The organism is Streptomyces sp. NPDC057438, from assembly GCF_042802995.1.
In the GTDB taxonomy this organism is placed as follows: domain Bacteria; phylum Actinomycetota; class Actinomycetes; order Streptomycetales; family Streptomycetaceae; genus Streptomyces.
Map to the genome: position 1 here is coordinate 1 of NZ_JBHVDD010000046.1, position 24,933 is coordinate 24,933.

Here is a 24,933-nt window from a genome sequence, read left to right on the forward strand (position 1 = left end):
GTCCGTCCCACCCCGGCGGGTGCCGCGCTGGCCGAGCGCGGTCGGACCATCCGCCGGGAGCTGCGCGCCGCCCAAGCCGACCTGGACTCCTTCACCGCCCTCGACCAGGGCACCTTGCGGCTCGGTTCCTTCCCCACCGCGAGCGCGTCCCTGCTGCCGCTGGCGCTCACGCGGTTCCGCCGTCGTCACGCGGGCATCCGCATCGAGGTGCGCGCCGGAGTCCTCGCGGAGCTCAGGGAGATGCTGCACACCGGTGAGGTGGAGCAGGGACTGCTGTGGGACTACGAGTGGAACCGTTTCGACGACCCGGCGCTCGCCCTGACCCATCTGCTGGACGACCCCACCGTGCTGGTCGTTCCCGCCGACTCACCCCTGCGCACGCACCCCTCCGTGCGTCTCGGCGACCTCGCCGACCAGGAGTGGATCATCCGCGCCGACAACCATCCCGTCGCCGACGTGCTGCGCCGGAGCTGCCGCCAGGCGGGCTTCGAGCCCCGTATCGCCTACTCGTCGCACGACTACCAGGAGGCGCAGGCCATGGTCGCCGCCGGTCTGGGTATCGCGCTGGCCCCCCGCCTGGCCCTCACCAGCCGGCGCAGCGACGTACGTCTCCTGCCGTTCGCCTCCGACGTCCCGGCCCCCACCCGCCGCATCCTCCTCGCGCGCGCCGCGGCACGCCCCGCCACCCCGCCCGCCCAGGCCATGGCCCGCGTCCTGCGCACGGTGGCGCAACGCTTCACCGCCGCGGACCTGCACCGGACCCAGCTCGGCGCGGTCCGGCGGGGCTGACGGCGCGGCCGGGGCAGCCACCGAACGCGTCGGTGACTGCCCCGGTTCCAGGTGCTCTCGCACGACCCGTCCGCCACGGTCCGAACAGCACCGGCAGGTGCCCGGTATCGCGAAAGGGTCACGCGTGTCCGGTACGGGCGGCCGTCAACGTGCCGCTTCGCCGATGTGGTTGACGCAGACGACCTTGGGCTGGGTCATCTCCTCGAAGGCGAAGCGCACGCCCTCGCGGCCCATGCTGCCGTACTTGAACCCGCCGAACGGCATGGCGTCGAAGCGGTAGTCGGACGAGTCGTTGATCATGACTCCGCCGGCCTGCAACAGCCGGGCCGCGTTCAGGGCGTGGTCCAGGCGGGAGGTGAAGATGCCCGCGTGGAGGCTGTACTCGATGGCGTTGGCCTGTTCGACGGCGTCCTCGAAGGACGTGAACGGCTGCAGCACGACGACCGGGGCGAACACCTCCTCCTGCCAGATCGAGCAGGCCGCCGGGACGTCCTCCAGGACGGCCGGCGTGTACAGGGCGCCGACGGTCTCGTTGCCGCACAGCAGCACCGCACCTTCGGCCACCGCCGCGTCGACCTTGGCCCGGGTGGCGGCCGCCGCCTCCTGGGTGATCATGGGGCCGACGTCGGTGCGCTCGTCGAGCGGGTCGCCGACGCGCAGCAGCCCGGTGCGGGCGACGAAGGCCTCGCGGAAGCGCTCGTAGACCTCGGCCGCGATCAGGATGCGCTGGGTGCCGATGCAGTTCTGGCCCGCGGCCCAGAACGCGCCGGAGACACAGGAGTTCACGGCCTCGTCGAGGTCGGCGTCGTCCATGACGATGACCGGTGCGTTGCCGCCGAGGTCCATGGCGAGCTTCTTCAGGCCGGCCGTGCGGGCGATGGCCTCGCCGGTGGCGAATCCGCCGGTGAAGGAGACCATGCGCACGTCGGGGGCGGTCACGATCGCGGCGGCGATGTCGGCGTCGCCGTTGACGACGGTGACGATCTCCTCGGGCAGGCCGGCCTCGATGAGGGTGTCGACCAGGCGCAGCGCGGACAGCGGCGTCAGCGCGGACGGTTTCAGGATGACCGCGTTGCCGCCGGCGACGGCCGGGCCGAGTTTGTGCGCGACCAGGTTGAGGGGGTCGTTGAACGGGGTGATGGCGGCGATGACGCCCAGCGGTTCGCGGGTGAACCAGCCCTGCCGTTTCTCCGAGCCCTCGAAGGAGTCGAAGGGGATGACCTCGCCGGCGTTGCGCCGGGCCTCGGCCGCCGACAGGGAGAGGGTGTTGACCGCGCGGGCGACTTCCTTGCGGGCCTGGGTGATGGTCTTGCCGGCCTCGCTGACGATCAGCTGGGCGAAGGACTCGGCACGCCGCTCGATCAGGTGGGCGGCGCGTTCCAGGACCGCGGCCCGGGAGGCGCGGGACAGCGCGGCGGCGGTGCGGCGCCCGCACCTGGCCTGCTGCAGGATGCCGCCGACGGCGCCCGCGTCGACGGTGGGCACCGAGGCGATGACCTCGCCGGTGTAGGGGTTGTGCACGGGCGTGGTGTCGGTGTCGAGTTCGATGGAGGCGGGCACGGCGGTGTCAGACACGGTGGGTCTCCTGGAGAGCGGGGCGCGCGTCGTCGTCGGCGTGGCGCTGGTGGATGGCGATGAGGTCCGACAGCAGGGCGTAGGCGGTCTCGACCCGGCCGGCGCCGGGCCCGGAGACCGTGACGGTGCCGAGGAGGTCGGTGTGGAAGGCGACCGCGTTGGCGGGGCCGGAGATCCCGGCGAGCGGGTGATGGGCCGGCAGGGCCAGCGGGGCGACGCGGGCCTCGACGCTGCCGTCCTCGTGGCGGGTGGCGGAGCCGACCAGCTTCCAACGCAGCCCCTTCGAGGCGGCGTTCCGCACCTCGTGGGGGGTGATCGCGGAGATGCCCTCGCAGAAGACGTCCTCGCGGCGCAGGTCCGCGCCGAGGACCTCGTTGGCGAGGATCATGACTTTGAGCTGGACGTCGTACCCCTCGACGTCGGCGGTGGGATCGGCTTCGGCGTACCCCTGGTCCTGGGCCTCGGCGATGGCCGCCGCGAGATCGACGCCTTCTTCGAGACGGCCGAGGATGTAGTTCGAGGTGCCGTTCATGATGCCCTGGACGCCGGTGATCTCCAGGCCGCCGAACATGCGCTCGGCCGTGCGCAGGACGGGGGTGCCGCTGAGCACCGAGCCCTCGTACTCGAAGCTGAGACCGCGCGCGGCGGCGAGGCGCTTCAGCGCGCGGCCGGCGAGTGCGACCGGCCCCTTGTTGGTGGTGCACACGTGCTTGCCCGACTCCAGTGCCCATCGCACGTGGGAGAGGGCGGGCTCACCGTCGGTGGGGTTGGTGAACGTGGCCTCCACGACGATGTCGGCCGGAACCTCGCGGATCACCCACTCGTTGCGCGGCTCCGCGCTGCCGCCGGCGAGGTCCGCGAAGCTCAGCTCGCCGGGCTCGGCGGCCAGCAGTGGCGCCAGGTCGATTCCGTCGGTGTCCACCAGCGAGCCGGCCCGCAGATCGGTGATGGCCACCACCCGCAGGGAGAAGCCCAGCTCCTTCGCCAGGCGGTCCCCGTTGTGAACCATGAGTTCGGCGAGCGCGCGGTTGACGCCGCCGAAGCCGATGAGGGCGAGATCGTATCGGCCCATGAGATCGCTCCTTCGCAGTCCGCCGCCGCCTTGACGGTGCGGCTGCTCAGAGCCTCGCTTCTGCGCCTGTCATCCGCTCCATGTCACAACGGCCGCGGCGCATGCCGATCCGCCATGTCCCGCGGCGATTCGCCCGCCCCCGGGCCGCGTCGTCACAGGGCGGTGATCTGCCACTGCTGTTCGAGGGCTCGACGGTAGGTGAACTGGTCGATGTCGGCCCCGTCGGCGGTCGAGCCTCCGTCGACGTTCAGGGCGAGTCCGCTGTAGCGGTTGGTGAGGTAGTAGTGGCCGTCGCCGGTCGGTGTGACCGCCCAGTGCTGCTGCGGCACGTCGTGGTCGGCGTAGAGGGCGACGTTCCCGCCGTCCGCCCGGGAAAGCCCAGCCACCTCCATCAGCTTGCCGCTGTTCACGTTCTTGATCTCGTAGTAGCCGTCTCCGGTCGAGGCGAAGGTCCACTTCTGCGCGGTGTTGTTCAGCCACGGCCACTGCTGGATGTCGGTGCCGTCGGCGGTGCCGAAGTCGTACACGTCGGCGACCTTGCCGCTCTTGCGGTTGACGAGGCGGTAGACGGTGCCGTCGCCCGGCAGCACTCTCGACACCAGGACCGGCTTGGCCGTCCGGCCGCCGACGTGGATGCCGCCGATGTTGGCGTAACCGCCGGTGGCCGCGTGGGCCTGGATCCGTACGAACCCCACGTTCCGGGCCGGCCACTCGGCCACCTTGGTGGCACGGTCGCCGGCCCACGTGCCGGTGGCGGCCTGGGTGAAGTTCGTGCCGTCGGTGCTGGTGGAGATGGTGTAGGAGGTGATGTCACCGTCGGTGGTACCGGTGCGGTTCCACTGCTTGGGCAGGTACTCCAGGGTGGACACGTTGCTCCACACCCCGCCCAGATCGATCGTGATCGCGTGGGGCAGGGGCGTGGACAGCCCCCAGGTCGACCAGCAGGTCTCGTAGCCCTTGTCGCTCAGCCCGTCGATGGCGTGGAGCGGGCCCTCACCGACGCGGTACGCGGTCGCGTAGGCGCTGACGGGGGTCACGGGATGTTCGGCGCGCGGCAGTTGCGCGGGCAGTGGCGGCCTGGAGATGTCGGGGCTCCAGGCCGCCCCGACCTGGGCGAGCCGGTTGACGATGTTGGTGTCCAGCCTGCCGTTGCGGTTGGGCGGGCAGTTGAGGATGAACGAGGTGTACTTCGGCTCCAGATCCGCCAGGTGGGAAAGGATCGCGTCCTTGCTCATCAGGCCCTCGGTGGGCGTGGACGGATGCCAGAACCAGCCGTTGCTGATCGTCTGCCCCTGCGTGGCGGCGTAGGTGTTCCCGGCCGGGGCCGAGACGCCCAACGGCTCCTCGAAGTAGATCGCGTCGCCGAGGAACGGCACCGACAGGGCACCGTGGTCGATCATGACGATGTCCGGCTGGAGGGACTTCACGTGCTCATGGATCCGCTGGTACGAGGCGGCCTGCTGGCCCATCTGCCACGCGTAACCGTCGGTGATGAACATGTCGATGGTGCCGTAGTTGGTGAGCAGTTCGGTGATCTGGCCGAGCATGAAGGTCATGTCGGCGGGCTGGACGGCATCGGTGACCTCGAGGCCCGACACCTGGTGCCGGCTCTCCCATGCCTCGACGCCGAAGGTGCGGTCCCAGATGGAGTAGTAGAACCCGATCCTCAGGCCCTTCGCCCGGAAGGCGTCGCAGTACGCCTTCACCACGTCGTGCCGGTAGGAGCTGTTCGCGACGTTCTGGGTGCCGTGGGCGCTGGGCCAGAGGGCGAAGCCGTCGTGGTGTTTGGTCGTCAGGATGCCGTAGCTCATCTTCGCCGCCGCGGCGGCGGCCGCCCACTGGGCGCAGTCCACGGCGGTGGGGGCGAACAGGGCGGGGTTCTGGTTCGGGGCGGCCCACTCCTCGTCGGTGAACGTGCCCAGGCTGAAGTGGTTGAACATGCCGAACCGCATGTTCACCAGCTTCTCCAGGCCGCTCTGCGGGTCCGCGGCGGTCGCCTCCGCCAGCAGGGGCGACAGCGCGGGGACCACGGGCAGCGCGGTCGCGGCCACGGCGGCCCCCGCGGCACCCAACAGCGTGCGACGGGACAGGCTTCCGAACGACATGCGGACACTCCCTGTTGCGGGTGACTCAGATGTTCCGAGCGGGGCGGCAGGTGCTACGCATGAAGTTCGGTGACGCGCCTGCCCCGTGTCAACGGGTAAGAGGATGAAAGTGCCTTCATCGAGACCGAATTGACCCTTTTCATCGCTGTAGAACCTACCCGTCCCGCCTCAGACATTCCATGTTTCGAGGGTGCGCCGACCACTCTCCGGGCATCTGGAAGGCCGACTGTGGAACCGCCCCGTCGGCGGTTCACGCTGTCCACATTCAGCTCTTGCGCTTCCCGCACCCCCTTCCCGCACATCCAATGTCTGCCTCGGCGTCAGATCGCCGGCCGAGCACATACCTCCCGAAGTGGCCGAGCATTTCGTGTCGCATGACTAGACACGGGCAACTTCTTGTCCCTTAATCCATCCCATGTATCAGTGGAGAGGGCAAAGGGGCCGGCCCCCACCGCGATGCCGACGCCGACGCCCGTGTTCGTGCCGCACCCGACCGCCGGATCCGTGAGTCGACGCGCCAACGACCGAGCTGTAGCCCGATCCTCACCGAAAGGTGCACGATGGCTTCCTCCGTCAGCAGACGGCGCCTCCTGCAGGCTGCCGGGGCCACCGCGGCCGCCTCTGCCACCGGGTCCCTCATCGGCACGCCCACCGCCCGGGCGGCCGTCCCTCCCGCACGAGCCGACATCGGTGTCCTGGCACACCCCTTCGGACTCGACCAGGTCCGGCTCACCGCCGGCCGCTGGCTGGACAACCAGGACCGTACGCGGAACTACCTGCGCTTCGTCGATGTCGACCGGCTGCTGTACAACTTCCGTGCCAACCACCGGCTGTCCACCGCCGGCGCCGCCGCCACCGGCGGCTGGGACGCGCCGACGTTCCCCTTCCGCACCCACGTCCAAGGGCACTTCCTCACGGCCTGGGCGCAGCTCTACGCGGTGACCGGGGACACCACCTGCCGGGACAAGGCCACCCGCATGGTCGCGGAGCTGGCCAAGTGCCAGGCCAACAACAGCGCCGCCGGTTTCGGAGCCGGGTACCTCTCCGGCTATCCCGAGTCCGACTTCACCGCTCTCGAGCAGCGGACCCTGAGCAACGGCAACGTGCCGTACTACACCATCCACAAGACCCTCGCTGGCCTGCTGGACGTCTGGCGCCACATCGGCAGCACACAGGCCCGTGACGTGCTGCTCGCCCTGGCGGGCTGGGTCGACCGGCGTACCGGCCGGCTGAGCGGCCAGCAGATGCAGGCCATGCTGCAGACCGAGTTCGGCGGCATGAACGCCGTGCTGACCGATCTCCACCAGCAGACAGGCGACGCCCGGTGGCTCACCGCCGCGCGGCGGTTCGACCACGCCACGGTGTTCGACCCGCTGGCGTCGAACCAGGACCGGCTCAGTGGACTGCACGCCAACACCCAGGTACCCAAGTGGATCGGGGCCGCCCGGGAGTACAAGGCCACCGGCACCACCCGGTACCGGGACATCGCCACAAACGCCTGGAACATCTGCGTCGACGCGCACACCTATGCCATCGGGGGCAACAGCCAGGCGGAGCACTTCCGCGCCCCGAACGCCATCGCCGGCTACTTGAACCAGGACACCTGCGAGAGCTGCAACACCTTCAACATGCTCGTCCTCACCCGGGAGCTGTTCGCGCTGGACCCGACCCGGGTCGCACTGTTCGACTACTACGAGCGGGCCTGGCTGAACCAGATGATCGGCCAGCAGAACCCGGCCGACGACCACGGCCACGTCACCTACTTCACTCCGCTCCGGCCCGGAGGCCGGCGCGGGGTGGGCCCGGCCTGGGGCGGCGGCACCTGGAGCACCGACTACGGCACCTTCTGGTGCTGCCAGGGAACGGGCCTGGAGATGCACACCAGGCTGATGGACTCCATCTACTACCGCGCCGACAACACCTTGATCGTGAACCTGTTCGTGCCTTCGGTGCTCACCTGGTCGGAGCGCGGCATCACGGTCACCCAGACCACGGCCTACCCCGCCGACGACACCACGACCCTGCGGGTGACCGGCGACGTCGGCGGAACCTGGGCGATGCGCCTGCGCATCCCGGGCTGGACCGCCGGGGCCACCGTCAGCGTCAACGGCGTGGCACAGAACATCGCCACCACACCCGGCAGCTACGCCACCCTGACCCGCTCCTGGACCTCCGGCGACACGGTCACCGTCCGCCTGCCCATGCGGATCGTCATGCGCGCGGCCAACGACAACGCGGGCGTCGCGGCGATCACCTACGGTCCGGTGGTCCTGTCCGGCAACTACGGCAACACCGCGCTCAGTTCGCTGCCGTCGCTGGACACGGCGTCGATCACCCGGACCAGCGGCAGTGCGCTCGCCTTCACCGCCACCGCCGACGGCTCCACCGTCAACCTCGGCCCCTTCCACGACGCGCACGGCCACAACTACACGGTCTACTGGAACACCAGCGGCACCGTCCGGCTGACCAACGTCGGCAGCGGACTCGTGCTGGGCATCCAGAACATGTCCACGGCCGACGGCGGCCGAGCCCTGCAGTGGAACGACTCGGGCACCGCCGACCACGACTGGCAGATGATCCCCGACGCAAGCGCGGTCCGTCTGCGCAACGCCCACAGCGGCAAGGTGCTCGGCGTCCAGGACATGTCCACGGCCGACGACGCGCCCGTTCTGCAGTGGTCGGACAACGGCACGGCCGACCACCGGTGGACCCTGCTCGACCAGGGGGACGGGACCTACAAAGTCCGCAACGCGAACAGCGGCAAGCTCCTCGCCATCGCCAACAGCTCCACCTCTGTCGGCGCGTTCGCGGTCCAGTCATCGGACGACGGGACCGCCGACAACCGCTGGCGCATCGTGAGGAACTGAGGCCACTGCGCAACCCGGTCCTGATCGCTCCCCGCCCTTCGACCTGCCCGACCTTCCGACCGTTGTTCGAATGACCGAACACGGGGTCCGGTCGCAGCACTTCGGTCCGGCCGTTCCGTGCCGGACCGATCGGCACACCGCTCCGCCAGAGAAACGAGGTCCCATGCCCACTCGTACTTTCCGCCGCAGACATCTGTCCGTGCTGCTCGCGGCCCTGGTCGCCGCAGCGGCGACCCTCGTCGCCGACCCCGCCCAGGCGGCCACCAGCGGCGCCCTGCGGGGTACTGGTTCCGGCCGGTGCCTCGATGTGCCGGGCGCCAACCAGGCCGACGGTACGAACCTGCAGATCTGGGACTGCTGGGGCGGGGCCAACCAGCAGTGGACACTGACGGACGACAACCGGCTGACCGTGTACGGCAACAAGTGCCTGGACGTTCCGGGGCACGCCACCACGGCCGGGACCCGACCGGTGATCTGGGCCTGCAACGGCGGCACGAACCAGCAGTGGCGGGTCAACGCCGACGGCACGGTCGTCGGCGTGGAGTCCGGGCTGTGCCTGGAGGCATCGGGCGGTGCCACCGCCAACGGCACGGCGGTGCAGCTCGGGAACTGCACCGGCGCCGCCCACCAGAAGTGGACCGGGCTGTCCGGGTCGGGCAGCACGTGCTCTCTCCCATCGACGTACCGGTGGACCTCGACGGGCCCGTTGGCGCAGCCGGCGAACGGGTGGTACTCGCTCAAGGACTTCACCACCGTGACGTACAACGGCAAGCACCTGGTCTACGCGACGAACGCTTCCGGATCGGGATGGCGCTCGATGATGTTCAGCCCCTTCACGAACTGGTCCGACATGGCCTCGGCCTCCCAGACCCAGATGAACCAGGGCGCGGTGGCGCCCACGCTGTTCTACTTCGCGCCCAAGAACATCTGGGTGCTGACCTCGAACGGCTGGGGCACGCAATGGCCCTTCGTCTACCGCACGTCGAGCGACCCCACCAACCCCAACGGCTGGTCCGCAGCGCAGCCGCTGTTCACCGGCAGTGTCCCCAACGGCAGCGCGATCGACCCGACCCTGATCGCCGACGGCCAGAACATGTACATGTTCTTCGCCGGTGACAACGGCGAGATCTACCGGTCGAGCATGCCGATCGGGAACTTCCCGGCCAGCTTCGGCTCGTCGTACACAACGATCATGAAAGACACCGTCAAGAACCTGTTCGAGGCACCGCAGGTCTACAAGGTCCAGGGGCAGAACCAGTACCTCATGATCGTCGAGGCGCGGGGCGCGACCGAGCAGCGGTTCTTCCGCTCGTTCACGGCCTCCAGCCTGAACGGTCCGTGGACCCCGCAGGCCGCCACCGAGAGCAACCCCTTCGCCGGCAAGGCCAACAGCGGCGCCACCTGGACCAACGACATCAGCCACGGCGACCTGGTCCGCAACAACCCCGACCAGACCATGACCATCGACCCCTGCAACCTGCAGCTCCTCTACCAGGGCCTGTCCCCCAGCACACCGTCGAACACGCCCTACGCGGAGCTGCCGTACAGGCCGGGTCTGCTCACCCTGCAGCGCTGACCGTACGCACATGATCACCAGCTCGTGACCGTGCCCCCGAGGCCCGCGCGGCGGCTTCCGCCGTGCGGGCCAGGAAGGACCCCCCATGGTTCCCCTGCACACACGACTGCTGCGTCTCCTCGCAGCCACCGCACTGACGCTCACCGCCTGTGTCACCGCCTCCGCCGGCACGACCGCCGAGGCCGCGCCCGGCAGCCCCGCGCTCACCCCGCCACTGGGCTGGAACAGCTGGAACAGCTTCGGATGCGGCATCACCGAGGCACAGGTCCGCCAGGCCGCCGACGCGATGGTGTCCTCGGGCATGAAGGACGCGGGCTACCAGTACGTCGTCGTCGACGACTGCTGGTTCGACCCGCAGCGTGACAGTGCGGGCAAGCTCCGGGCCAACCCGACCAAGTTCCCCAGCGGCATGAAGGCCCTCGGGGACTACATCCACGCCAAGGGCCTGAAGTTCGGCATCTACCAGGCACCCAACGAGAAGACGTGCGCCCAGGGCGTGGGGACCTACCCCGGCTCCACCGGCAGCAAGGGCCACGAGGCCCAGGACGCCGCCTCGTTCGCCTCCTGGGGCGTGGACTACCTCAAGTACGACTGGTGCTCCGGCAACGGCACCCTCGACGAGCAGATCGCACGGTTCTCCATCATGCGCGACGCCCTGCGCGCCACCGGCCGCCCGATCGTCTACAGCATCAACCCCAACAGCTTCCACGCCCCCACCGGCAACACCTATGACTGGGGCCGGGTCGCGGACCTGTGGCGGACGACCGAGGACCTGCTCGACATCTGGCAGAACGGCAACACCAACAGTTATCCGATGGGCGTCGGCAACGTCCTGGACATCACCGCGCCGCTGGCCGCCCAGTCGGGTCCGGGCCACTGGAACGACCCCGACATGCTGGTCGTCGGCCGTCCCGGTCTGTCACTGACCGAGTCCCGCTCCCACTTCGCCCTGTGGTCGCTGCTCTCGGCCCCCCTCATGGCCGGCAACGACATCCGCACCATGTCCGCCGACGTGAGCGCGATCCTGCGCAACCCCCGACTGCTGGCGGTGAACCAGGACTCCCTGGGCGCGGGCGGACGCAGGGTGCGCGACGACGGCGACACCGAGGTGTTCGCCAAGCCCCTGTCCGACGGCTCGGTCGCGGTGGGCCTGCTCAACCGGGGAGGAAGCGCCACGACCGTCACCGCCACCGCAGCGCAAGTCGGCCTCACCGGAGGGTCGTTCACCCTCACCGACCTGTGGACCGGCGGCACGTCCAGCACCTCCGGCCAGATCTCCGCGAGCGTACCGGCGCACGGTGTCGCCGTGTTCAGGATGACCGGCGGCAGTCCGACGGCCTCCACCACCGCACGCCTGCGCGGCACCGGGTCCGGCCGCTGCCTGGGCGTGGACCGGGCCTCCACCGCCGCGGGGACGGCGACGGTGATCCGGGACTGCCACACCGCCGCCGACCAGCTCTGGACCACCTGGGCGGGCGGCGAGATCCGCGTCTACGGCGACAAGTGCCTGGACGCGTACAACCAGGGCACCACCAACGGCACCCGGGTCATCATCTGGCCGTGCAACGGGCAGAACAACCAGAAGTGGACCGCGCAGGCCGACGGGTCGATCCGCAACGTCCACGCCGGTCTCTGCCTGGACGTCCAACAGGGATCCAACGCCAACGGGACCCCGGTCGTCCTGTGGACCTGCAACGGGCAGAACAACCAGAAGTGGGCCACGCTCCCGTAGCCCACCCCGGCCCCACCGGACGTGTTCCACCGGCTTGGTGGCGGCGTGGAGCAGGTACTCCAGGGGCCGGCGGCCACCCGGCTCCTGGCGTCCACGCGGTGACCGCCGCCCCCGTCGTCCCCCTCGGGGCCGACGGGGGCGGTTACTGCTGCTCGTCGAACCCGTCGGCACGGCTCCAGCGCAGGGTGGTGCCCCTCTTGAAGACGACCTCACTCCCGTCGTCGGAGACGGAGACCCGCTCCCAACCGTCGAAATCCTTGGTGACGTTGACGTCCCACCGGGTGAAGCTGTCCACGCCGACGGCCGCGATGGACGCGGCCGGGGGTTCTCCGTCGTAGCAGTAGGGGCCGAAGTCCGCGATCGCCGCGACGGTCCCGCCCCTGGCCCGGAGCTCGATGCCCTGGCAGGCGTCGGCCTCGGTGCGGTGAATGAGGGCCGCCTCGGTCCACGCCTTGGCGCGAGGACTGTAGTGCTGCTCGGCGAGCCCCTTGTCCCGGAGGTAGTACATGGCCACCCTGCGGCCGTCGTCGAGACGCACCTCGGCGTTGTACGGACTGCGCCCGCCGCTCCAGGGGAGGTCGCTTCTGCCCAGCTCGGAGGTGTACCGCGAGGAATCCCGGGAGGGGCCGCCGGAGGCGTCGTCCGCCGCCGGGTCCGGATGCCCGCAGGCCACCACGGCCGCCATCACCCACACCGACATCGAACCCCAGGTCAGCATGCGACTACCGGGCCTGCTCATACATGTCTCCCCTCACCTCCGCCGCAGCATAGGGCAGCGGCCCCACCGTCCCCTCCCTCGTCACACACCCCTGCGGACCGGCGCCTGACGTTCGGCCTGCCGGTTCGGCGTCCGCCGACGAGGCTACGTACCCAGCTCACCGGCCGGTCGGGCGAGTCTGGCGGTCGTCGCGGCGAGGATCGTGGAGGCCGCCAGGGCCAGTGCCACCAGGGCGGCGCCCGACAGCACGAAGGCCGTCCTCACTCCGACCAGCGAGATGGTCGTCGACGCGATGAACGGGGAGACGGCGAGGGCGCCCGCGATGCCGGCCTCCCACAGACCGAGAGCCTTGGCGAGGTGGCTGTCCGGGATGCGCTGTTGGACCAGGGCGATCAGCGGAATGTCGGTCAGCGCGGAGGCGAGCCCTGTCAGCGCGAGCAGAGCGGCTGCCACGACAGACGAGGTGGCCAGGCCCAGCGGAAGGCGGAAGACACCCAGCAGGGCCCAGGCGAGCAGGGCGACCAGGGCGAGCCTGCGGATCGGAACCCTGGACAGAAGGAGGGCTCCGGCAACCTCCGCCAGCCCGGCGATGCCCAGCAGCAGACCGTACTCGCCGCCCTGCCCCACCAGGGCCACCAGGCCGACGGTCAGGAAGCCGCTGGTGAGGGTGAGAGCGAGGACGAAGGTCACGATCACCAGCAGTACGTCCGGCTCGGACCGGACCGCTCGGAGACCGGCCGCCAGGTCGGAGCGAAGCCCGGTCGGCATGCTGCGGTGGTCGGGAGCGCGGACCCGGAGGGCCGCAACGGCGGCTGCCGAGAGCAGAAAGGTCAGTCCGTTGAGTGCCACGGCGGCCGTCAGGGACGCAACGGCCAGCACCGGCGCGAGGACCAGCGGACCGACGAAGAAGGCGGCACGAAAGGCTACTTGGAGCAGTCCGTTGGCCTGCTGCAGAAGGGCTGGCGGCACGATCTGCGGCACGATGGCGTTGCGGGCGGGAGCGAACGGGGCCCCGACCAGGGCCAGCAGCGCCGTCGCCGCCACCAGCACGGTCAGGTTCATCGATCCGAACGCGAACACTCCCACGGCGACGGCCACCAGCGCCGCCCGGAGGATGTCCGTGAGGATCATCAGGCGTCGCCGGTCGTAGCGGTCGGCGTAGGAAGCGGCGACGAACGTCGCCAGAAACGCCGGCGCGTACGCGGCCACGGTGACCAGCGCCACCGCCGCCGGATCATGGGTGAGCGACCAGGCCAGCCAGGCGGTGGTAGCGGTGAACATGCCGTCGCCGAAGCGCGAAATGCCCTGACCGGCGAAGAGAAGCAGGAAGTTCCGGTCCTTCAGGAGTGTCATGCCCCCCACTGTCGGAACGAGCGACGCGCTTGATCAACTGATTGAGAATGACGCTAATCAGTGAGGTCGTTCGCGTGCAGGAACGCCTCCAGGCTGGGGGCGAGAGCCGCCACCTGCCCCTGGACCAGCCGGTACAGCACGTAGTAGCCCTCGCGGCGGCGCTCGACCAGACCTGCCTCGCTCAGTACGCGCAACTGCTTGGACAGACCTGCCTCGGTGATGCCGACGAGGGGGGCGAGCTCCTGCGTGCTGCGCGGCTGTTCGCTGATCAGCCGCAGGGTACGCAGGCGGGTGTCGTCTGCCAGCGCCCTGAGGATGGCCGTCAGCCGCGCCGGGGGGATGCGCGGGCGGGCCTGTCGGACGATGGAGGACGCGGGAAACACCAGCCCGAGCGGCCAGGGGCCGTCACAGTTGACGCGCACGTGCGGCCATACGTACGTGCTGGGGGCGAGGACGAGCTGGTTCTCCGGCGTGATCTCGACGTCGTGCTCATGCGGCCGCTCCAGCCGGACGCGTCCGGCCTCGGGTTCGCTGCGCACCTCCGGCCACAGGCCACGCAAGAGGGCGTACAGACCATGCTCGGCGATCTGGCAACCGGCCTCGGCGACGCTGTCGGCGAGCGTCGGCTCGACGCGCCGCCACTCCTGGGAGAACGCCTCCTCCCAGTAGCGCTCCAGCAGCCTCAGAAACCGCTCCAGCATCGCGTCAGGCTCATCGAGCAGCAGCGTGGCCAGCCTCTGATCGCCTGCGGCTCCCGCTCGCTCGTCCAGCCGACGGCGGACGTCGGGGTCGTCGAGGGCGGCGGGGTCTCGACCGGACCCGCTGCCCAACGGCTGACCGCCCAGCGCGACCGCGAACTCCAGCCGCACCAGCTCCGGGTCGAGCGAGCGCAGTCGGCGCACTTCGTCCTCGAACCCGAGCAGCTCACCCGTGGGCGACGGGAAGAAGAACTCCGGAAAGTAGGAACGGAAGGCGAAGGAGAACACGTCGATCTCGCGTTTCAGCGCCGGCGACAGCCTCCGCATGGCCCGTACCCAGGCATGGTGGACGGGATGATGCTTGGGTTCCACCAGCACGTGCAGGCTCAGCACCGCCTCCATCGACGGTGAGTACGAGAACGCCACGACTTCCGCGCCGGACGCCGGGATCCGGAAAGTGATGGTCACGGCGCCATCATGACCGCTGCCCGACCGCCCGTGCCGGGACGTGACTGGTCCGTTGCCGCGGCGTCCTCCACCTGCCGCCCCGGTGTACCCGTCCACGCGCGTCGTTGCCGATGGCGAACACATGGCTCGCCCTGGTCAGCTGCGGCGGTCTCGGTCCTCCTCAGCCGCCCGATCGCATCCCGGCCGTGAGCCACCGTCAGTGATCTCTCCCCCAGCATTGCCGGAACCATGCGTCCCTACGACCACCGACCGCGAGGTCGGGGAGGTCAACGCCGATGGTGGCACGGTCGGTTGACGCGCAGCAGCACCGGGGTACGCGCCCTTCCCCGGACCACCGCGCCTGCTCTCACCCCCGCGACGAACTCCCGTGACAAACCCCCGCGACAAGTCGACGACCCGCGAACCGGCCCGGTACTAAGATCCGCACCATGGCGCTGACGACGCACGACGTGGACCGGTTCGAGGCGACGAGACCCCGTCTGGAGGCGATCGGGTACCGCCTCCTGGGGTCGGCGGGCGAGGCCGAGGACGCCGTGCAGGAGACGTTCCTGCGCTGGCAGGCAGCCGACCCGGACCGCATCGAGGTCCCCGAGGCATGGCTGACGAAGGTGCTCACCAACCTGTGCCTCAACCAGCTCACCTCGGCCCGCGCACGCCGCGAGACCTACGTCGGCCAGTGGCTGCCCGAGCCGCTGCTCGCCGGCGACCCGATGCTGGGCCCGGCCGACACCGTAGAGCAGCGCGAATCCGTCTCGTACGCGGTGCTCACCCTGCTGGAACGCCTCAGCCCCAACGAGCGGGCGGTGTACGTGCTGAAGGAGGCCTTCGACTACCCGCACCGGGAGATCGCCGAGATCCTCGACATCAGCGAGGCCGCCAGCCAGCAGATCTTCCACCGCGCGAAGAAGCACGTGGCGGCGGGCAAGACCCGTACGGAGATCGACGAGGCGGCGGCCCGGCTGATCGTCGAGGAGTTCCTCGCCGCGGCCACCAGCGGGAGGACCGAGCCGCTGGTCAAGCTGCTCACGGCGGACGCCATCGCGGTCGGTGACGGCGGCGGGAAGGTCCCGGCCCGCTCCAGGGCGTTCGAGGGCGCCCTCGCGGTCGCGAAGTTCATGCGGGGCCTGTTCAAGCCGGCCCCGGTCAAGCGGGCCCTGGTCGGCGGTTCACCCGAGATCCACATCTCGTCGGCCAACGGCGGCCCCGCTGTCCTGGCGGTCGTCGACGGCCGGGTCGTGGGGATCATCTGCCTGGAGATCGGCACGGACGGCATCGTGGCGTTCCGCAGCCAGGTCAACCCCGACAAGCTGGAACGCGCGACCGAGGTATGGGCGGCCACCGAGCACGGAGAACCCCTGTTCCACGCCTTCTGAGCCGCTTGCGGCACCCTTCCGCGCACGGGGTCACACTCTCCGACGGGGAGTGTGACCTGGTTCACATTCTGATCCTGTCAGGAAACCGCGCCCTGCCCGGTTCAAGGGACGTAACCGAGCAGAGCAAGCGCCAGAGTCGCGCAGACAGGAGCAGAAAATGCAGCACCGCATCATCGTCCTCGGAGCCGGCTACACCGGAGCTTCCGCCGCCGGGCGCCTCGCCAAGCGGCTGCACCGCGCGGACGTCGCCATCACCCTCGTCAACGCCGAGCCCGACTTCGTCGAACGCGTCCGCATGCACCAGCTCGCCGCCGGCCAGGACCTCGCACCCCGCCCCCTCGACAAGATGTTCGCGGGCACCGGCGTCGAGGTGAAGCTCGCCCAGGTCACCGGCATCGACGCCGACCGCAGGACCGTCACCCTGACCGACACCCACGGCGCCGGGCAACAGGAACTGCACTACGACACCCTCCTCTACGCCCTCGGCAGCGCCTGGAACCCCCAGGGCGTCCCCGGCAGCGCCGAGCACGCCCACGAGATCTCCAGCCGCCCCGGAGCACTCCGGCTGCGCGAGCGGCTGGCCCGCCTGGACGCGGGACAGCCCGTGGTGATCGTCGGCGGCGGACTCACCGGGCTGGAGGCCGCCACCGAGATCGCCGAGACCCGCCCCGACCTGGACATCACCCTCGTGGCCCGCGGCGGCCTCGGCGACTGGCTCTCCGACAAGGGCCGAGACCACCTGCGGAAGGTCTTCACCGGACTCGGCATCACCGTGCACGAACACGCCACCGTCACCACCGTCCAGGCCGACCACGTCCAGACGGACAGCACGTCCCTGCCGGCCGCGGTCACCGTGTGGGCCACCGGCTTCGCCGTCCACCCCATCGCCACGGCCAGCACCCTGGAGGTCTCCCCCACGGGCCAGATCGTGGTCGACGCGAACCTGCGCTCACTCTCGCACCCCGAGGTCTACGCCATCGGCGACGCCGCCCTCGTGACGGGCCCCGGCGACAAGCCCCTGCGGATGTCGTGCGCCTCCGGCGTGCCCAGCGCATGGCTGGCCGCCGACACCATCACGGCCCGTCTCACCGGCACCGAACTCCCCAAGAACTCGATCCGCTACTTCCAGCAGTGCATTTCACTCGGCCGCAAGGAGGGCCTGATCCAGTTCGTCACCGCCGACGACCAGACCCTCCCCCAAGCCCTCACCGGCCGTCTCGCCGCCCTCTACAAGGAGATCATCTGCAAGGGCGCCGCCTGGACCGTCGCCCACCCCACCATGGGCATCCCGGTCCGCCGACGCCGAGCGGTGCAGCCGACGGACCAGGCGGGGGCGTACGCCCCGGTGGCACAGGTGGACTCGGCGGTCGAGGCCTCGGCCTGACCCCGACGGCACGGCCCGGGCCCGGACGACGTGGTCCCGTCCGTACAGCGCCTGAGCGTCCGCACCGCCGCACGACGGGAACCGGACCCTCGACACGAGGGTCCGGGCCCGCGGGCGAGGGTTTCCAGGTCGAAGAGGTTCTACAGGTCGAAGAGGTTCTACAGGTCGAAGTCGAGATGTTCGATGTCGGTGAAGCGGACCTCCTCCAGGCTTCCGGCGCGGCGGCCGCCGTCCTGGAAGTACACCTCCCTGAGCGCCTCGGCGGCGATCTCCCGGAGATGCTGCTCGGTGGCGCCCTGGTCCTGGGCGTCGAAGAGGCGCGCGGCGTACTGCGGTGGCAGTGCGACGGTCAGGTGCCGGATGCGGTCCTGGTCCGTGGACCCGATCGGGGCGGTGTAGCCGAGGCGGGCGCGGGTGTCGATGACGATGCCGCCGGTGGTCGCCGCCTTCTGGCGGGCCCTGGCCCGGATCTGTGGCTGCCAGCGCTTCTTCACCTCGCGCTCCAGGCGCGCGGCGAGGTCCGGTCGTGGCTTCCTGATCTGGTCCTTCACATAGCGCTCGACGGTGCGCTGGGAGATCCGCAGCAGCTGGGCGACCTGCTTGGTGCTGCCCAGCCGCTTGACCAGGTAGCGCATCTGCGGGCCCGCGCTCTTGGGCGCCGGGCGGGTGAACGCCTTCTGCACCGCGGCGTCCAGGCCGTCCCCGAACAGGGTCATCGTCGCCTTTTCCTACTCTCCGTTGTCGACGTCGGTGACGGTGCCGTCCTTGATGTACCGGGCGAGGTTGAGCTCCGGGGCGTCGAACCGCTCGCGGACCTCTTCGCCCCACAGGACGCTCTGGGTGCCCTCGTGTTTGACCAGACCGGGGTTGATGCCGAGCTTGAAGCCGCCGGGCAGCGGCCGGCCCTGACGGTAGGGCAGGAAATCCAGCGGACTCGCGCCGCCCGCCGCGTAGACGACACAGTCGGAGAGGATCGCGACCGGGTACTGACCGGTGAAGGCCGCGTGCTTGACGATCTTGCGGTGGAGGTTGATCCGGGTGCGGGAGATGACCGCCGCGCGGATGTCGGGCCGCCAGGTCGGCCGGGACAGCGCGCGCCACGGCTCGCCGGGTCGCCAGCCCTCGCCACGCGGGCGTTCGCGCAGCTTACCCAGCCCGCCCTTCACGGTCGCCTTCACCGCCGAGACGACGATCGCCAGCTCCGGGTCACGGCTCGCGTAGCCGTTCATCGCGGCGAGGAAGTCGGCCGGCGGCAGGTCGGCGCCGACGCCGAGGTCGGCCATCGTGGCGAGGTAGGCGTCGCGCAGCCGCTGGTACCAGGCGTCCAGGTAGCGGCCGTGGTCGTAGCGGAGGTACGCCTCGACCGGCGTGACCTCGTAGCCGAGTTCCACGGCGTACGCCACGGTCGGCGTGGCGTACCAGGCTGGGCCGTCGGGGCGCTCGCCCTTGGGGGTGAACGGGCTGGGCAGCAGACTCGCGTCCAGGTCGGCCCACTTGTCCTTGCCGACCCTGACCCGGGACAGGTCCACATGGCTGAGGTCGACCAGCCACGAGCCGGGCAGTTTGGCGTCGAACACCGGCGCGTGGACGTGCGTCGGCTCTCCGAGGCCGACGACCAGGCCGTTGGCGCCCGCCGCGAAGGCCATGTTCACGTCGATGCCGACCAGGTGCCGCAGGGTGCACTCGGCATCGGTCATCGGCCGCGCCCAGTCGTACGCCTCCTCGAACAGCTTCTCGGCGGGGCCGCGGACGTGGAAGCGCGGCAGGTCCTTGAGCAGCGGGTGTCCGTCGGGGGCCTCGCACGGCGCGCAGTCCACCGGGTCCTTCCCCAGCGAGCCGGGGTTGTGCCGGGAGTGCCGCCTGCCCGTGGCGTCGGGCTCGGAGGCCCGGGTCGGCGGGTGCAGTGCGGTCATCAGCTCCAGGCCGGTCACGGCGGTCGATCCGCGCGGGGTGATCACCCGGGTCGCGTACACGCCCAGCACGCGCGCGAGTTCCGCCGGTGCCAGCCGCGCGGCCTCGCCCCAGTGCCGGGTGTCCAGCGCGTTCCATGCCGGGATGCACAGCTGCACGCAGGCCCGCTCCGCGCCGGTGGCCGGACGGTAGATCCTCGCCCAGGGACCCAACCCGCGTTTGGTGAGCTTCCATTCCGCGCGCATCAGCTGTTTGACGACCTTGTGCGCCTCCGGGATCCGCCCGGCCAGCCGCTCCTGCTCGTCGAGGGCGACCGGCAGGCCGTAGCGCTCCAGCGCCGACTCGGTGAGCACCAGCAACGGGTCGGCGTCCTTGCCGGGACCCGACAGCTTCGGCTGCCCCAGTTTCGCCTCCCTGAGCGTCCAGTCCACCAGTGCGGGCAGGCTCCTGGCGGGCACGTCCAGGACCAGGCCGCCGGTGCAGTACGCCAGTACCTTCCCGTCCTCGACGTCGACGACCGCCAGCGGGCCGTTCTCGAACCGGACGTCGATGCCGTCGGCCGGCATGCGGGCAGGGTCAGCGGACCTGGTGCCCGGGCGGGACGGCGCTGGCCCGGTCGTGGCTGCCGGACGCGGCTCGGCGGGGGCGGCGCTGGGCGGGGCGGAGCTCTCGGAGGCGGGCGTCGGGGCCGGGCGCGCGGGTCGGGGGCGGGCTTCGGCCGTGTCAGCCGCCGTCGGCGCGGGAGCGGCTGCGACGGCAGGGGTCTGCGGGAGCGCGGGAACGGCAGGCTCGGGGACCGTCATGTCCGTCGCGGGCGACGCGGCGGTGGGGTCGACGGGGTAGAGCTGGGCGAGCTGCTTGAGCATGCGGGCGTAGGCGTCGCGCTCCGGGGGGCGGGGCTCGGTCTTGCCCGCCTCCCAGCCGCTGACCGTCGCGCGCCGCACCTGCAGTGCGGCGGCCACCTCGTCCAGCGTCAGGCCGTGCGCCTGGCGCAGTCGCCTGCGTTCCGCCGGGGGCGGCAGCGGGGACCGGGATGCGATGAGCGCGTCGACCGCGTCGAACAGCTCGGACATGCGGACACCTCCTGTCCCGCAACCCTAGCCTGAAGCGCACGTTTCACGTACGAGGCGCGTACGGAAGGCGTTCGCGCGTCGCTCGCGCGGCTGGGCGGCGGCTCGGCACCGCGGCGCCTCCTCCCCTGCTGCTCCCCTGCCGGGGCAGAGGCATGTGCTGCTTGACTCTCCTATGGAGGGAGAGTCGAGGGTGGAGCGCATGCGTACGGACGACGGGTCTCGGCCCACGTGGAGCATCGGTGCCGTGGCCCGGCAGGTCGGGCTGCCGGTGAAGGTGGTGAGGCACTGGTCGGACCTGGGCGTCGTGGTGCCGGCCGGCCGGACCGACGGGGGCTACCGCCGCTACGACACCGCGGGCGTGGCCCGGCTGCACCTGGCCCGCACCCTGCGAGACCTGGGACTGGGGCTCGGTGAGATCAGAGCGGCCCTGGACCGCGAGGACGGACTCGCCGAGGTGGCGGCCGCCCACGCCGAGGCTCTGGAGACACAGATCCGCCGCCTGCGAGCCCGCCAGGCCGTCCTGCGCACCGTCACCCGCCGCACGACCGCCGAAGGACTCGCCCGCATGACCCGGACCGCCCACATGTCCCCCGACGAACGCCACAGGCTCGTCCACGATTTCCTCACCGAGACCCTCGGTGACCTGGACGTACCACACTTCCGCCAGGGACTGCTCGCGGCCGGCGCCGAGCTTCCCGACCGTCCCAGCGACGAGCAGGCCGAAGCCTGGCTGGAGTTGGGCGAGCTGGTCGCCGACGGGGAGCTGGGCCGCGCCGTGCGCCGCATCGCGGAGTACGCCGCCCGTCATGGGCAGGGGGCGCAGGACCCCGCCATGGCCGAGGAGATGCGCGCCCTGACCGACATGTGGACCTCCCGCGTCGGCACGGCGAAACAGGCCGGTACGGCGGCCGACTCCCCGGCCGCCGACCGGGTCGTCGCGGACATCGTCGCCGCCTGGCTGCCCAGCCGCGCGAACACGGACCCGGCCCTGACCTCGGACGGTGCCGCCGCGCGCACACGACTGCTCGACCAGCTCACCGCGGCCACCGAGCCCACGGTCGAGCGCTTCTGGCACCTGCTGTGCGTTCTCGGGGGCCGCCCCGCGCCCGCGGGGATCGCCGAGGCCGGACAGTGGCTGACCACCGCCCTGCGCGCGAACCCCGTGCCGGGCGCGTACGAGGCCCGTCTCGAAGCCCTGTACGCGGACGACACCGACCCCTGGCCGGGCGGTGTCCTGGACGCCTTCACACGCGTCCAGGACACCGTCCGCACGCTCGTGCACGCCACGACGCCCGACCACTTCGGCCTGCCGACTCCCTGCGCGGAGTGGACCGTACGGGAACTGCTCGACCATCTGGTGTGGGAGCACCTCATCTGGGGCGGGCTGGCTCAGGGCGCGCCCCCCACCGACGGCCATACCGAGGACCACCTCGGTGACGACCACATGATCGCCTTCGAAACCGCCGCGGCCGGGGCCCGCGACGCCTTCCGGCAACCGGGCCTGCTGGAGCGCTCCTTCGGCCCCGCCCCCGGCCGACGCGTGGTCGAGCAACTCCTCATCGAACTGCTCGTCCACGGCTGGGACCTCGCGACCGCGCTCGGCCGTGACCGCGACCTGGAGCCGGACATCGCACGCGCCGCCCTGCCGGTCGTCCGGGACGTCTACGGCTCCCTCCCGCGCACCGCGGGTGGATCGATCGCCCCGGCCCGGCCCGCACCCGAGCGCGCCCCGGCCCTCGACCAGGTGGCCGCGTTCCTCGGCCGCGGCGTCCGGGGCGTCGGTGGCCCGGTATAAGGTCCGGCCCGGCCATCTCCGGCAGGGTGCCGGCGATGACGAACTCGGTGGTGCCCTTCAGGAACGGGGGTGGCTGTCGCCGGTCGGTCAGGACGGCCGTGCACCGGCGTCCCGCAGCTCACTCGTGGGCGACCACCGCGACGGGGCAGCGTGCGTGGTGGATGGCCGCGTGCGCCACGTGGTCCAGATGGTGCGTCGCCCCGTGCTGGTGCGTGCGGCGGCCGACGACCAGCAGCGCGGCGCCCTCGGCGGCGTGCACGACGGCCTTGGCGGGGCTCGTGAGGCGAATGCTGTCCTCCGCCTCCACCTGCGGATACTTCTCGCGCCAGGGCTTCAGCGCCCTGCTCAGCTCCTCGCGCGCCTCTCGAGTCAGTTCCTCGGTGACGCCGTGGTCGACGCCCCAGGGCATGCGCGCGTGGAGCGGAACGCTGTGCCCCTTGACGGCGAGGAGGGGGATGTCGCGGGCCGCGGCGCTGTGGAAGGCGAAGTCGAGCAACTCGTCCCCGGATCCGTGCGTCTCCATCGCCACGACGACCTTGTCGGCGGTGGGGGCGGGCTGACTGCCGGCCGGCTCCGAGCGGACCAGGATCACGGGCCGTACGGCCCGAGCCACGACCGGCAGGCTGACATCACCCATGAGATAGCTCTCGGCCGACCCCAGCCCTCGCGAGCCCAGCACCAGCATCTCGGACTCGGAGGCGGCCCGCAGCAGCGCCTCCCGCGCGTCGTCGGCGACCAGGCTGCCGACGACGGACAGCCCGGGGTGGCGTGCGCTCAGCTCCGCCTGCGCGGTGTGGACCAGGCGCTTGGCCCAGTAGTTCTGGTCGACCTCGGAAGGGGCTCCGGCCGGCTCGGGTGCCAGCAGCGGCCATGCGTGCATCAGGCGCAGGGTGAGCCGGCGCTTCTCGGCCTCCTCCGCGGCCCAGCGGGCGGCGGCGAGACTCTCCGGTGAGCCGTCCAGGCCCACGGTGACGACTGGTTCCATGGCGGCGGCCTCCTTCTCGGACGAGGCCGGACACGCCGGTGGCCGACGGCACCGAGTCCGTCCGCCCGTCCGGCCCGGACCTCGCCGACATGCCGAGCGGATGCTGTGTTCCCCCCTTCGACAACTACCCCAATCCCAGCGGCCTCGCATGTGGAGCCGCTCCTGATCAGGTGGCCATGAGTTCGGCGGCGCCGAAGGAGACGTCGAAGCGGTCGCACCAGATGGTGACGCTGGTGTACTCGGACGGGTCGACGTCATCGGGCAGCGGGTAGTTCTGGCTTCCCTTGTTGCCCTTGAGCTTGCCGAGGCTGACGTACGCGCCGTCGTCGAAGACGTGCCAGCCCGCCCGGCCCTCCTTGACGGGGGCGTCGGTCAGCCATACCCGCAGGTCGGGCCCGTTGCTGGTGTCGAGGTGCTCCAGGCGGACCACGTGGGTGCCGTCGGCGAGCCGTACGAGCTTCGCCGTCCCCTTCGTCGTGTGCTCGTGGCTGATGAGCCCGCCGCTCGCCACCGTCACGGGTCCGCTCGCCGCCGACGGGGAGGGCGACGTTCCCGTGGCCGGTTCCTGCTGTGCTTCCAAGGACGGGGAGGCTGCCGCGACCGTACCGGGCAGGGATTCCGTCACCGTCTCGTCCTGCCAGAGTTTCCACGGCTGGAACCAGTACAGTCCGGCGGTCACGCCCAGGACCATCACCACCGTGAGACCGGTGAACAGTCGTTTCCTCGGCGTGTGCCTCATGGTGATCCGTCCTTCTTCCTGCTCCGTGTAGCTGCCGTCATCCATTCAACGGGGAGCACGGTCCTCCTGCCCCGACTCCCCCGATGACGAAATCCTTACGTCACGTCCGGGACCCGCCCCAGTCGTCCGAGAAAGCGTTCAAGGCCAGGGTCCGCACCACGTTGCGTCCGACTACCTGGCCAGTCCCGGCCTGCGCCGGGAGCTCCACGGCGGCCTCCAGGTCGTCGAGAACTGGAATTCGGCGAACACCGTGCTCCACTACGGCAAGGACGGCGCCCTGACCGGCCCGGACAAGAAGCACGCCGAGACCTCCATGCTCGCCCTGCACGTGCTCCAGTCCGCGCTCGTGCACGTCAACACCCTGCTGCTCCAGCACGTTTTCGTCGAACCGGAATGGGCCAGGAAACTCGGCGCAGAGGGCCGGCGCGGGCTGAATGCACTGTTCACATCAATCCCTACGGAACTTTCCGGCTTGAGATGGACAAGCGGCTCGATCTCGGGGTGCAACTGCGGTTGTGGTACCCAGTCCTCGCACATCGTCGGCCTCCGGAGATCCCCGCGTGGAGGCGAGGTGAAGGAAAACAGTAGAGGGCCTGAGGCCTGCTCTGTTACGGTCCTGGGGCCGGCCGCGGGACTTCGGTGCGACTTCCGGAGAATGCCATTTCAGCAATGATTCGCAGCTCGTGCCCCCATTCCCCGGCCGGCATCCGCACTCTTGAG

At 70.7% G+C, this 24,933-nt stretch carries 18 protein-coding genes; 8 read left to right on the forward strand and 10 right to left on the reverse strand.

The window, feature by feature from the left end; genetic code table 11:
• Positions 1-789, forward strand: a 789-nt coding sequence (locus ACFU5F_RS23940; protein WP_383890726.1) for a LysR substrate-binding domain-containing protein, incomplete at its 5' end; no start/stop codon positions are given.
• A gap of 144 nt (positions 790-933) precedes the next feature.
• On the opposite strand, the gene ACFU5F_RS23945 is transcribed toward ACFU5F_RS23940, so the two are convergent.
• The 3 genes from ACFU5F_RS23945 to ACFU5F_RS23955 all read right to left on the reverse strand — a co-directional run bounded on the left by ACFU5F_RS23945 (position 934) and on the right by ACFU5F_RS23955 (position 5,541).
• Positions 934-2,364 carry an aldehyde dehydrogenase family protein gene (locus ACFU5F_RS23945; protein ID WP_383890729.1) on the reverse strand — a complete coding sequence of 477 codons (1,431 nt, stop codon included), beginning with the start codon at positions 2,362-2,364 and terminating at the stop codon, positions 934-936.
• A complete protein-coding gene (locus ACFU5F_RS23950) occupies positions 2,357-3,436 on the reverse strand; it encodes a homoserine dehydrogenase (protein ID WP_383890731.1) in 1,080 nt (359 codons plus the stop codon). The genes ACFU5F_RS23945 and ACFU5F_RS23950 overlap by 8 nt, the downstream gene beginning before the upstream one ends.
• Positions 3,437-3,588: 152 nt before the next feature.
• Positions 3,589-5,541: an RICIN domain-containing protein gene (locus ACFU5F_RS23955; RefSeq protein WP_383890734.1), complete on the reverse strand. Its 1,953-nt coding sequence runs from the start codon at positions 5,539-5,541 to the stop codon at positions 3,589-3,591.
• 560 nt (positions 5,542-6,101) lie between these two features.
• Between ACFU5F_RS23955 and ACFU5F_RS23960 the strand changes: the two genes are divergently transcribed.
• From ACFU5F_RS23960 to ACFU5F_RS23970, 3 genes are all read left to right on the forward strand, one after another.
• Positions 6,102-8,408 (forward strand): beta-L-arabinofuranosidase domain-containing protein, encoded by a 2,307-nt coding sequence (locus ACFU5F_RS23960; protein ID WP_383890737.1) that lies wholly within the window; start codon positions 6,102-6,104, stop codon positions 8,406-8,408.
• Between the two features lie 163 nt (positions 8,409-8,571).
• Positions 8,572-9,984, forward strand: coding sequence for a non-reducing end alpha-L-arabinofuranosidase family hydrolase (locus tag ACFU5F_RS23965; RefSeq protein WP_383890740.1), 1,413 nt, complete (start codon positions 8,572-8,574; stop codon positions 9,982-9,984).
• Between the two features lie 85 nt (positions 9,985-10,069).
• Complete coding sequence (locus ACFU5F_RS23970; protein ID WP_383890742.1) at positions 10,070-11,716, forward strand: glycoside hydrolase family 27 protein; 1,647 nt, start codon at positions 10,070-10,072, stop codon at positions 11,714-11,716.
• Between the two features lie 142 nt (positions 11,717-11,858).
• Here ACFU5F_RS23970 and ACFU5F_RS23975 read toward each other — a convergent pair whose 3' ends face one another.
• From ACFU5F_RS23975 to ACFU5F_RS23985, 3 genes are all read right to left on the reverse strand, one after another.
• The gene (locus ACFU5F_RS23975) at positions 11,859-12,455 is read right to left on the reverse strand and encodes a hypothetical protein (RefSeq protein ID WP_383890745.1); all 597 of its coding nucleotides are present in this window, start codon (positions 12,453-12,455) and stop codon (positions 11,859-11,861) included.
• 123 nt (positions 12,456-12,578) lie between these two features.
• Positions 12,579-13,787, reverse strand: coding sequence for an MFS transporter (locus ACFU5F_RS23980; protein WP_383890747.1), 1,209 nt, complete (start codon positions 13,785-13,787; stop codon positions 12,579-12,581).
• Positions 13,788-13,840: 53 nt separating this feature from the next.
• The gene (locus ACFU5F_RS23985; RefSeq protein WP_383890750.1) at positions 13,841-14,953 is read right to left on the reverse strand and encodes a DUF5937 family protein; all 1,113 of its coding nucleotides are present in this window, start codon (positions 14,951-14,953) and stop codon (positions 13,841-13,843) included.
• A gap of 428 nt (positions 14,954-15,381) precedes the next feature.
• Between ACFU5F_RS23985 and sigJ the strand changes: the two genes are divergently transcribed.
• On the forward strand, positions 15,382-16,326 hold the full coding sequence (gene sigJ, locus ACFU5F_RS23990) for an RNA polymerase sigma factor SigJ (RefSeq protein ID WP_383890751.1): 945 nt from the start codon (positions 15,382-15,384) through the stop codon (positions 16,324-16,326).
• Between the two features lie 157 nt (positions 16,327-16,483).
• Positions 16,484-17,710 carry an NAD(P)/FAD-dependent oxidoreductase gene (locus tag ACFU5F_RS23995; RefSeq protein ID WP_383890753.1) on the forward strand — a complete coding sequence of 409 codons (1,227 nt, stop codon included), beginning with the start codon at positions 16,484-16,486 and terminating at the stop codon, positions 17,708-17,710.
• A 158-nt stretch (positions 17,711-17,868) separates the two neighbouring features.
• Here the strand turns inward: ACFU5F_RS23995 and tpg are convergent, their stop codons facing one another.
• Both tpg and tap read right to left on the reverse strand, forming a co-directional pair.
• Positions 17,869-18,426, reverse strand: coding sequence for a telomere-protecting terminal protein Tpg (gene tpg / locus ACFU5F_RS24000; RefSeq protein ID WP_383890756.1), 558 nt, complete (start codon positions 18,424-18,426; stop codon positions 17,869-17,871).
• Between the two features lie 12 nt (positions 18,427-18,438).
• A complete protein-coding gene (gene tap, locus ACFU5F_RS24005) occupies positions 18,439-20,694 on the reverse strand; it encodes a telomere-associated protein Tap (RefSeq protein ID WP_383890758.1) in 2,256 nt (751 codons plus the stop codon).
• A gap of 199 nt (positions 20,695-20,893) precedes the next feature.
• On the opposite strand from tap, the gene ACFU5F_RS24010 reads away from it, so the two are divergent.
• Positions 20,894-22,489: a TIGR03086 family metal-binding protein gene (locus ACFU5F_RS24010; RefSeq protein ID WP_383890761.1), complete on the forward strand. Its 1,596-nt coding sequence runs from the start codon at positions 20,894-20,896 to the stop codon at positions 22,487-22,489.
• A gap of 118 nt (positions 22,490-22,607) precedes the next feature.
• Here the strand turns inward: ACFU5F_RS24010 and ACFU5F_RS24015 are convergent, their stop codons facing one another.
• Both ACFU5F_RS24015 and ACFU5F_RS24020 read right to left on the reverse strand, forming a co-directional pair.
• The gene (locus tag ACFU5F_RS24015; RefSeq protein WP_383890764.1) at positions 22,608-23,474 is read right to left on the reverse strand and encodes a universal stress protein; all 867 of its coding nucleotides are present in this window, start codon (positions 23,472-23,474) and stop codon (positions 22,608-22,610) included.
• A gap of 166 nt (positions 23,475-23,640) precedes the next feature.
• Positions 23,641-24,213: a DM13 domain-containing protein gene (locus ACFU5F_RS24020; RefSeq protein WP_383890766.1), complete on the reverse strand. Its 573-nt coding sequence runs from the start codon at positions 24,211-24,213 to the stop codon at positions 23,641-23,643.
• Between the two features lie 190 nt (positions 24,214-24,403).
• On the opposite strand from ACFU5F_RS24020, the gene ACFU5F_RS24025 reads away from it, so the two are divergent.
• Complete coding sequence (locus ACFU5F_RS24025) at positions 24,404-24,886, forward strand: Tn3 family transposase (RefSeq protein WP_383890855.1); 483 nt, start codon at positions 24,404-24,406, stop codon at positions 24,884-24,886.
• The last annotated feature ends 47 nt before the right edge of the window (positions 24,887-24,933 follow it).

Bases quoted from the DNA above. Each gene is read 5' to 3' on its own strand.
- ACFU5F_RS23950 (WP_383890731.1), bottom strand. From the start codon at position 3,436: ATGGGCCGATACGATCTCGCCCTCATCGGCTTCGGCGGCGTCAACCGC.
- ACFU5F_RS23955 (WP_383890734.1), bottom strand. From the start codon at position 5,541: ATGTCGTTCGGAAGCCTGTCCCGTCGCACGCTGTTGGGTGCCGCGGGG.
- ACFU5F_RS23960 (WP_383890737.1), top strand. From the start codon at position 6,102: ATGGCTTCCTCCGTCAGCAGACGGCGCCTCCTGCAGGCTGCCGGGGCC.
- ACFU5F_RS23965 (WP_383890740.1), top strand. From the start codon at position 8,572: ATGCCCACTCGTACTTTCCGCCGCAGACATCTGTCCGTGCTGCTCGCG.
- ACFU5F_RS23970 (WP_383890742.1), top strand. From the start codon at position 10,070: ATGGTTCCCCTGCACACACGACTGCTGCGTCTCCTCGCAGCCACCGCA.
- ACFU5F_RS23975 (WP_383890745.1), bottom strand. From the start codon at position 12,455: ATGAGCAGGCCCGGTAGTCGCATGCTGACCTGGGGTTCGATGTCGGTG.
- ACFU5F_RS23980 (WP_383890747.1), bottom strand. From the start codon at position 13,787: ATGACACTCCTGAAGGACCGGAACTTCCTGCTTCTCTTCGCCGGTCAG.
- sigJ (WP_383890751.1), top strand. From the start codon at position 15,382: ATGGCGCTGACGACGCACGACGTGGACCGGTTCGAGGCGACGAGACCC.
- ACFU5F_RS23995 (WP_383890753.1), top strand. From the start codon at position 16,484: ATGCAGCACCGCATCATCGTCCTCGGAGCCGGCTACACCGGAGCTTCC.
- tpg (WP_383890756.1), bottom strand. From the start codon at position 18,426: ATGACCCTGTTCGGGGACGGCCTGGACGCCGCGGTGCAGAAGGCGTTC.
- tap (WP_383890758.1), bottom strand. From the start codon at position 20,694: ATGTCCGAGCTGTTCGACGCGGTCGACGCGCTCATCGCATCCCGGTCC.
- ACFU5F_RS24010 (WP_383890761.1), top strand. From the start codon at position 20,894: ATGCGTACGGACGACGGGTCTCGGCCCACGTGGAGCATCGGTGCCGTG.
- ACFU5F_RS24015 (WP_383890764.1), bottom strand. From the start codon at position 23,474: ATGGAACCAGTCGTCACCGTGGGCCTGGACGGCTCACCGGAGAGTCTC.
- ACFU5F_RS24020 (WP_383890766.1), bottom strand. From the start codon at position 24,213: ATGAGGCACACGCCGAGGAAACGACTGTTCACCGGTCTCACGGTGGTG.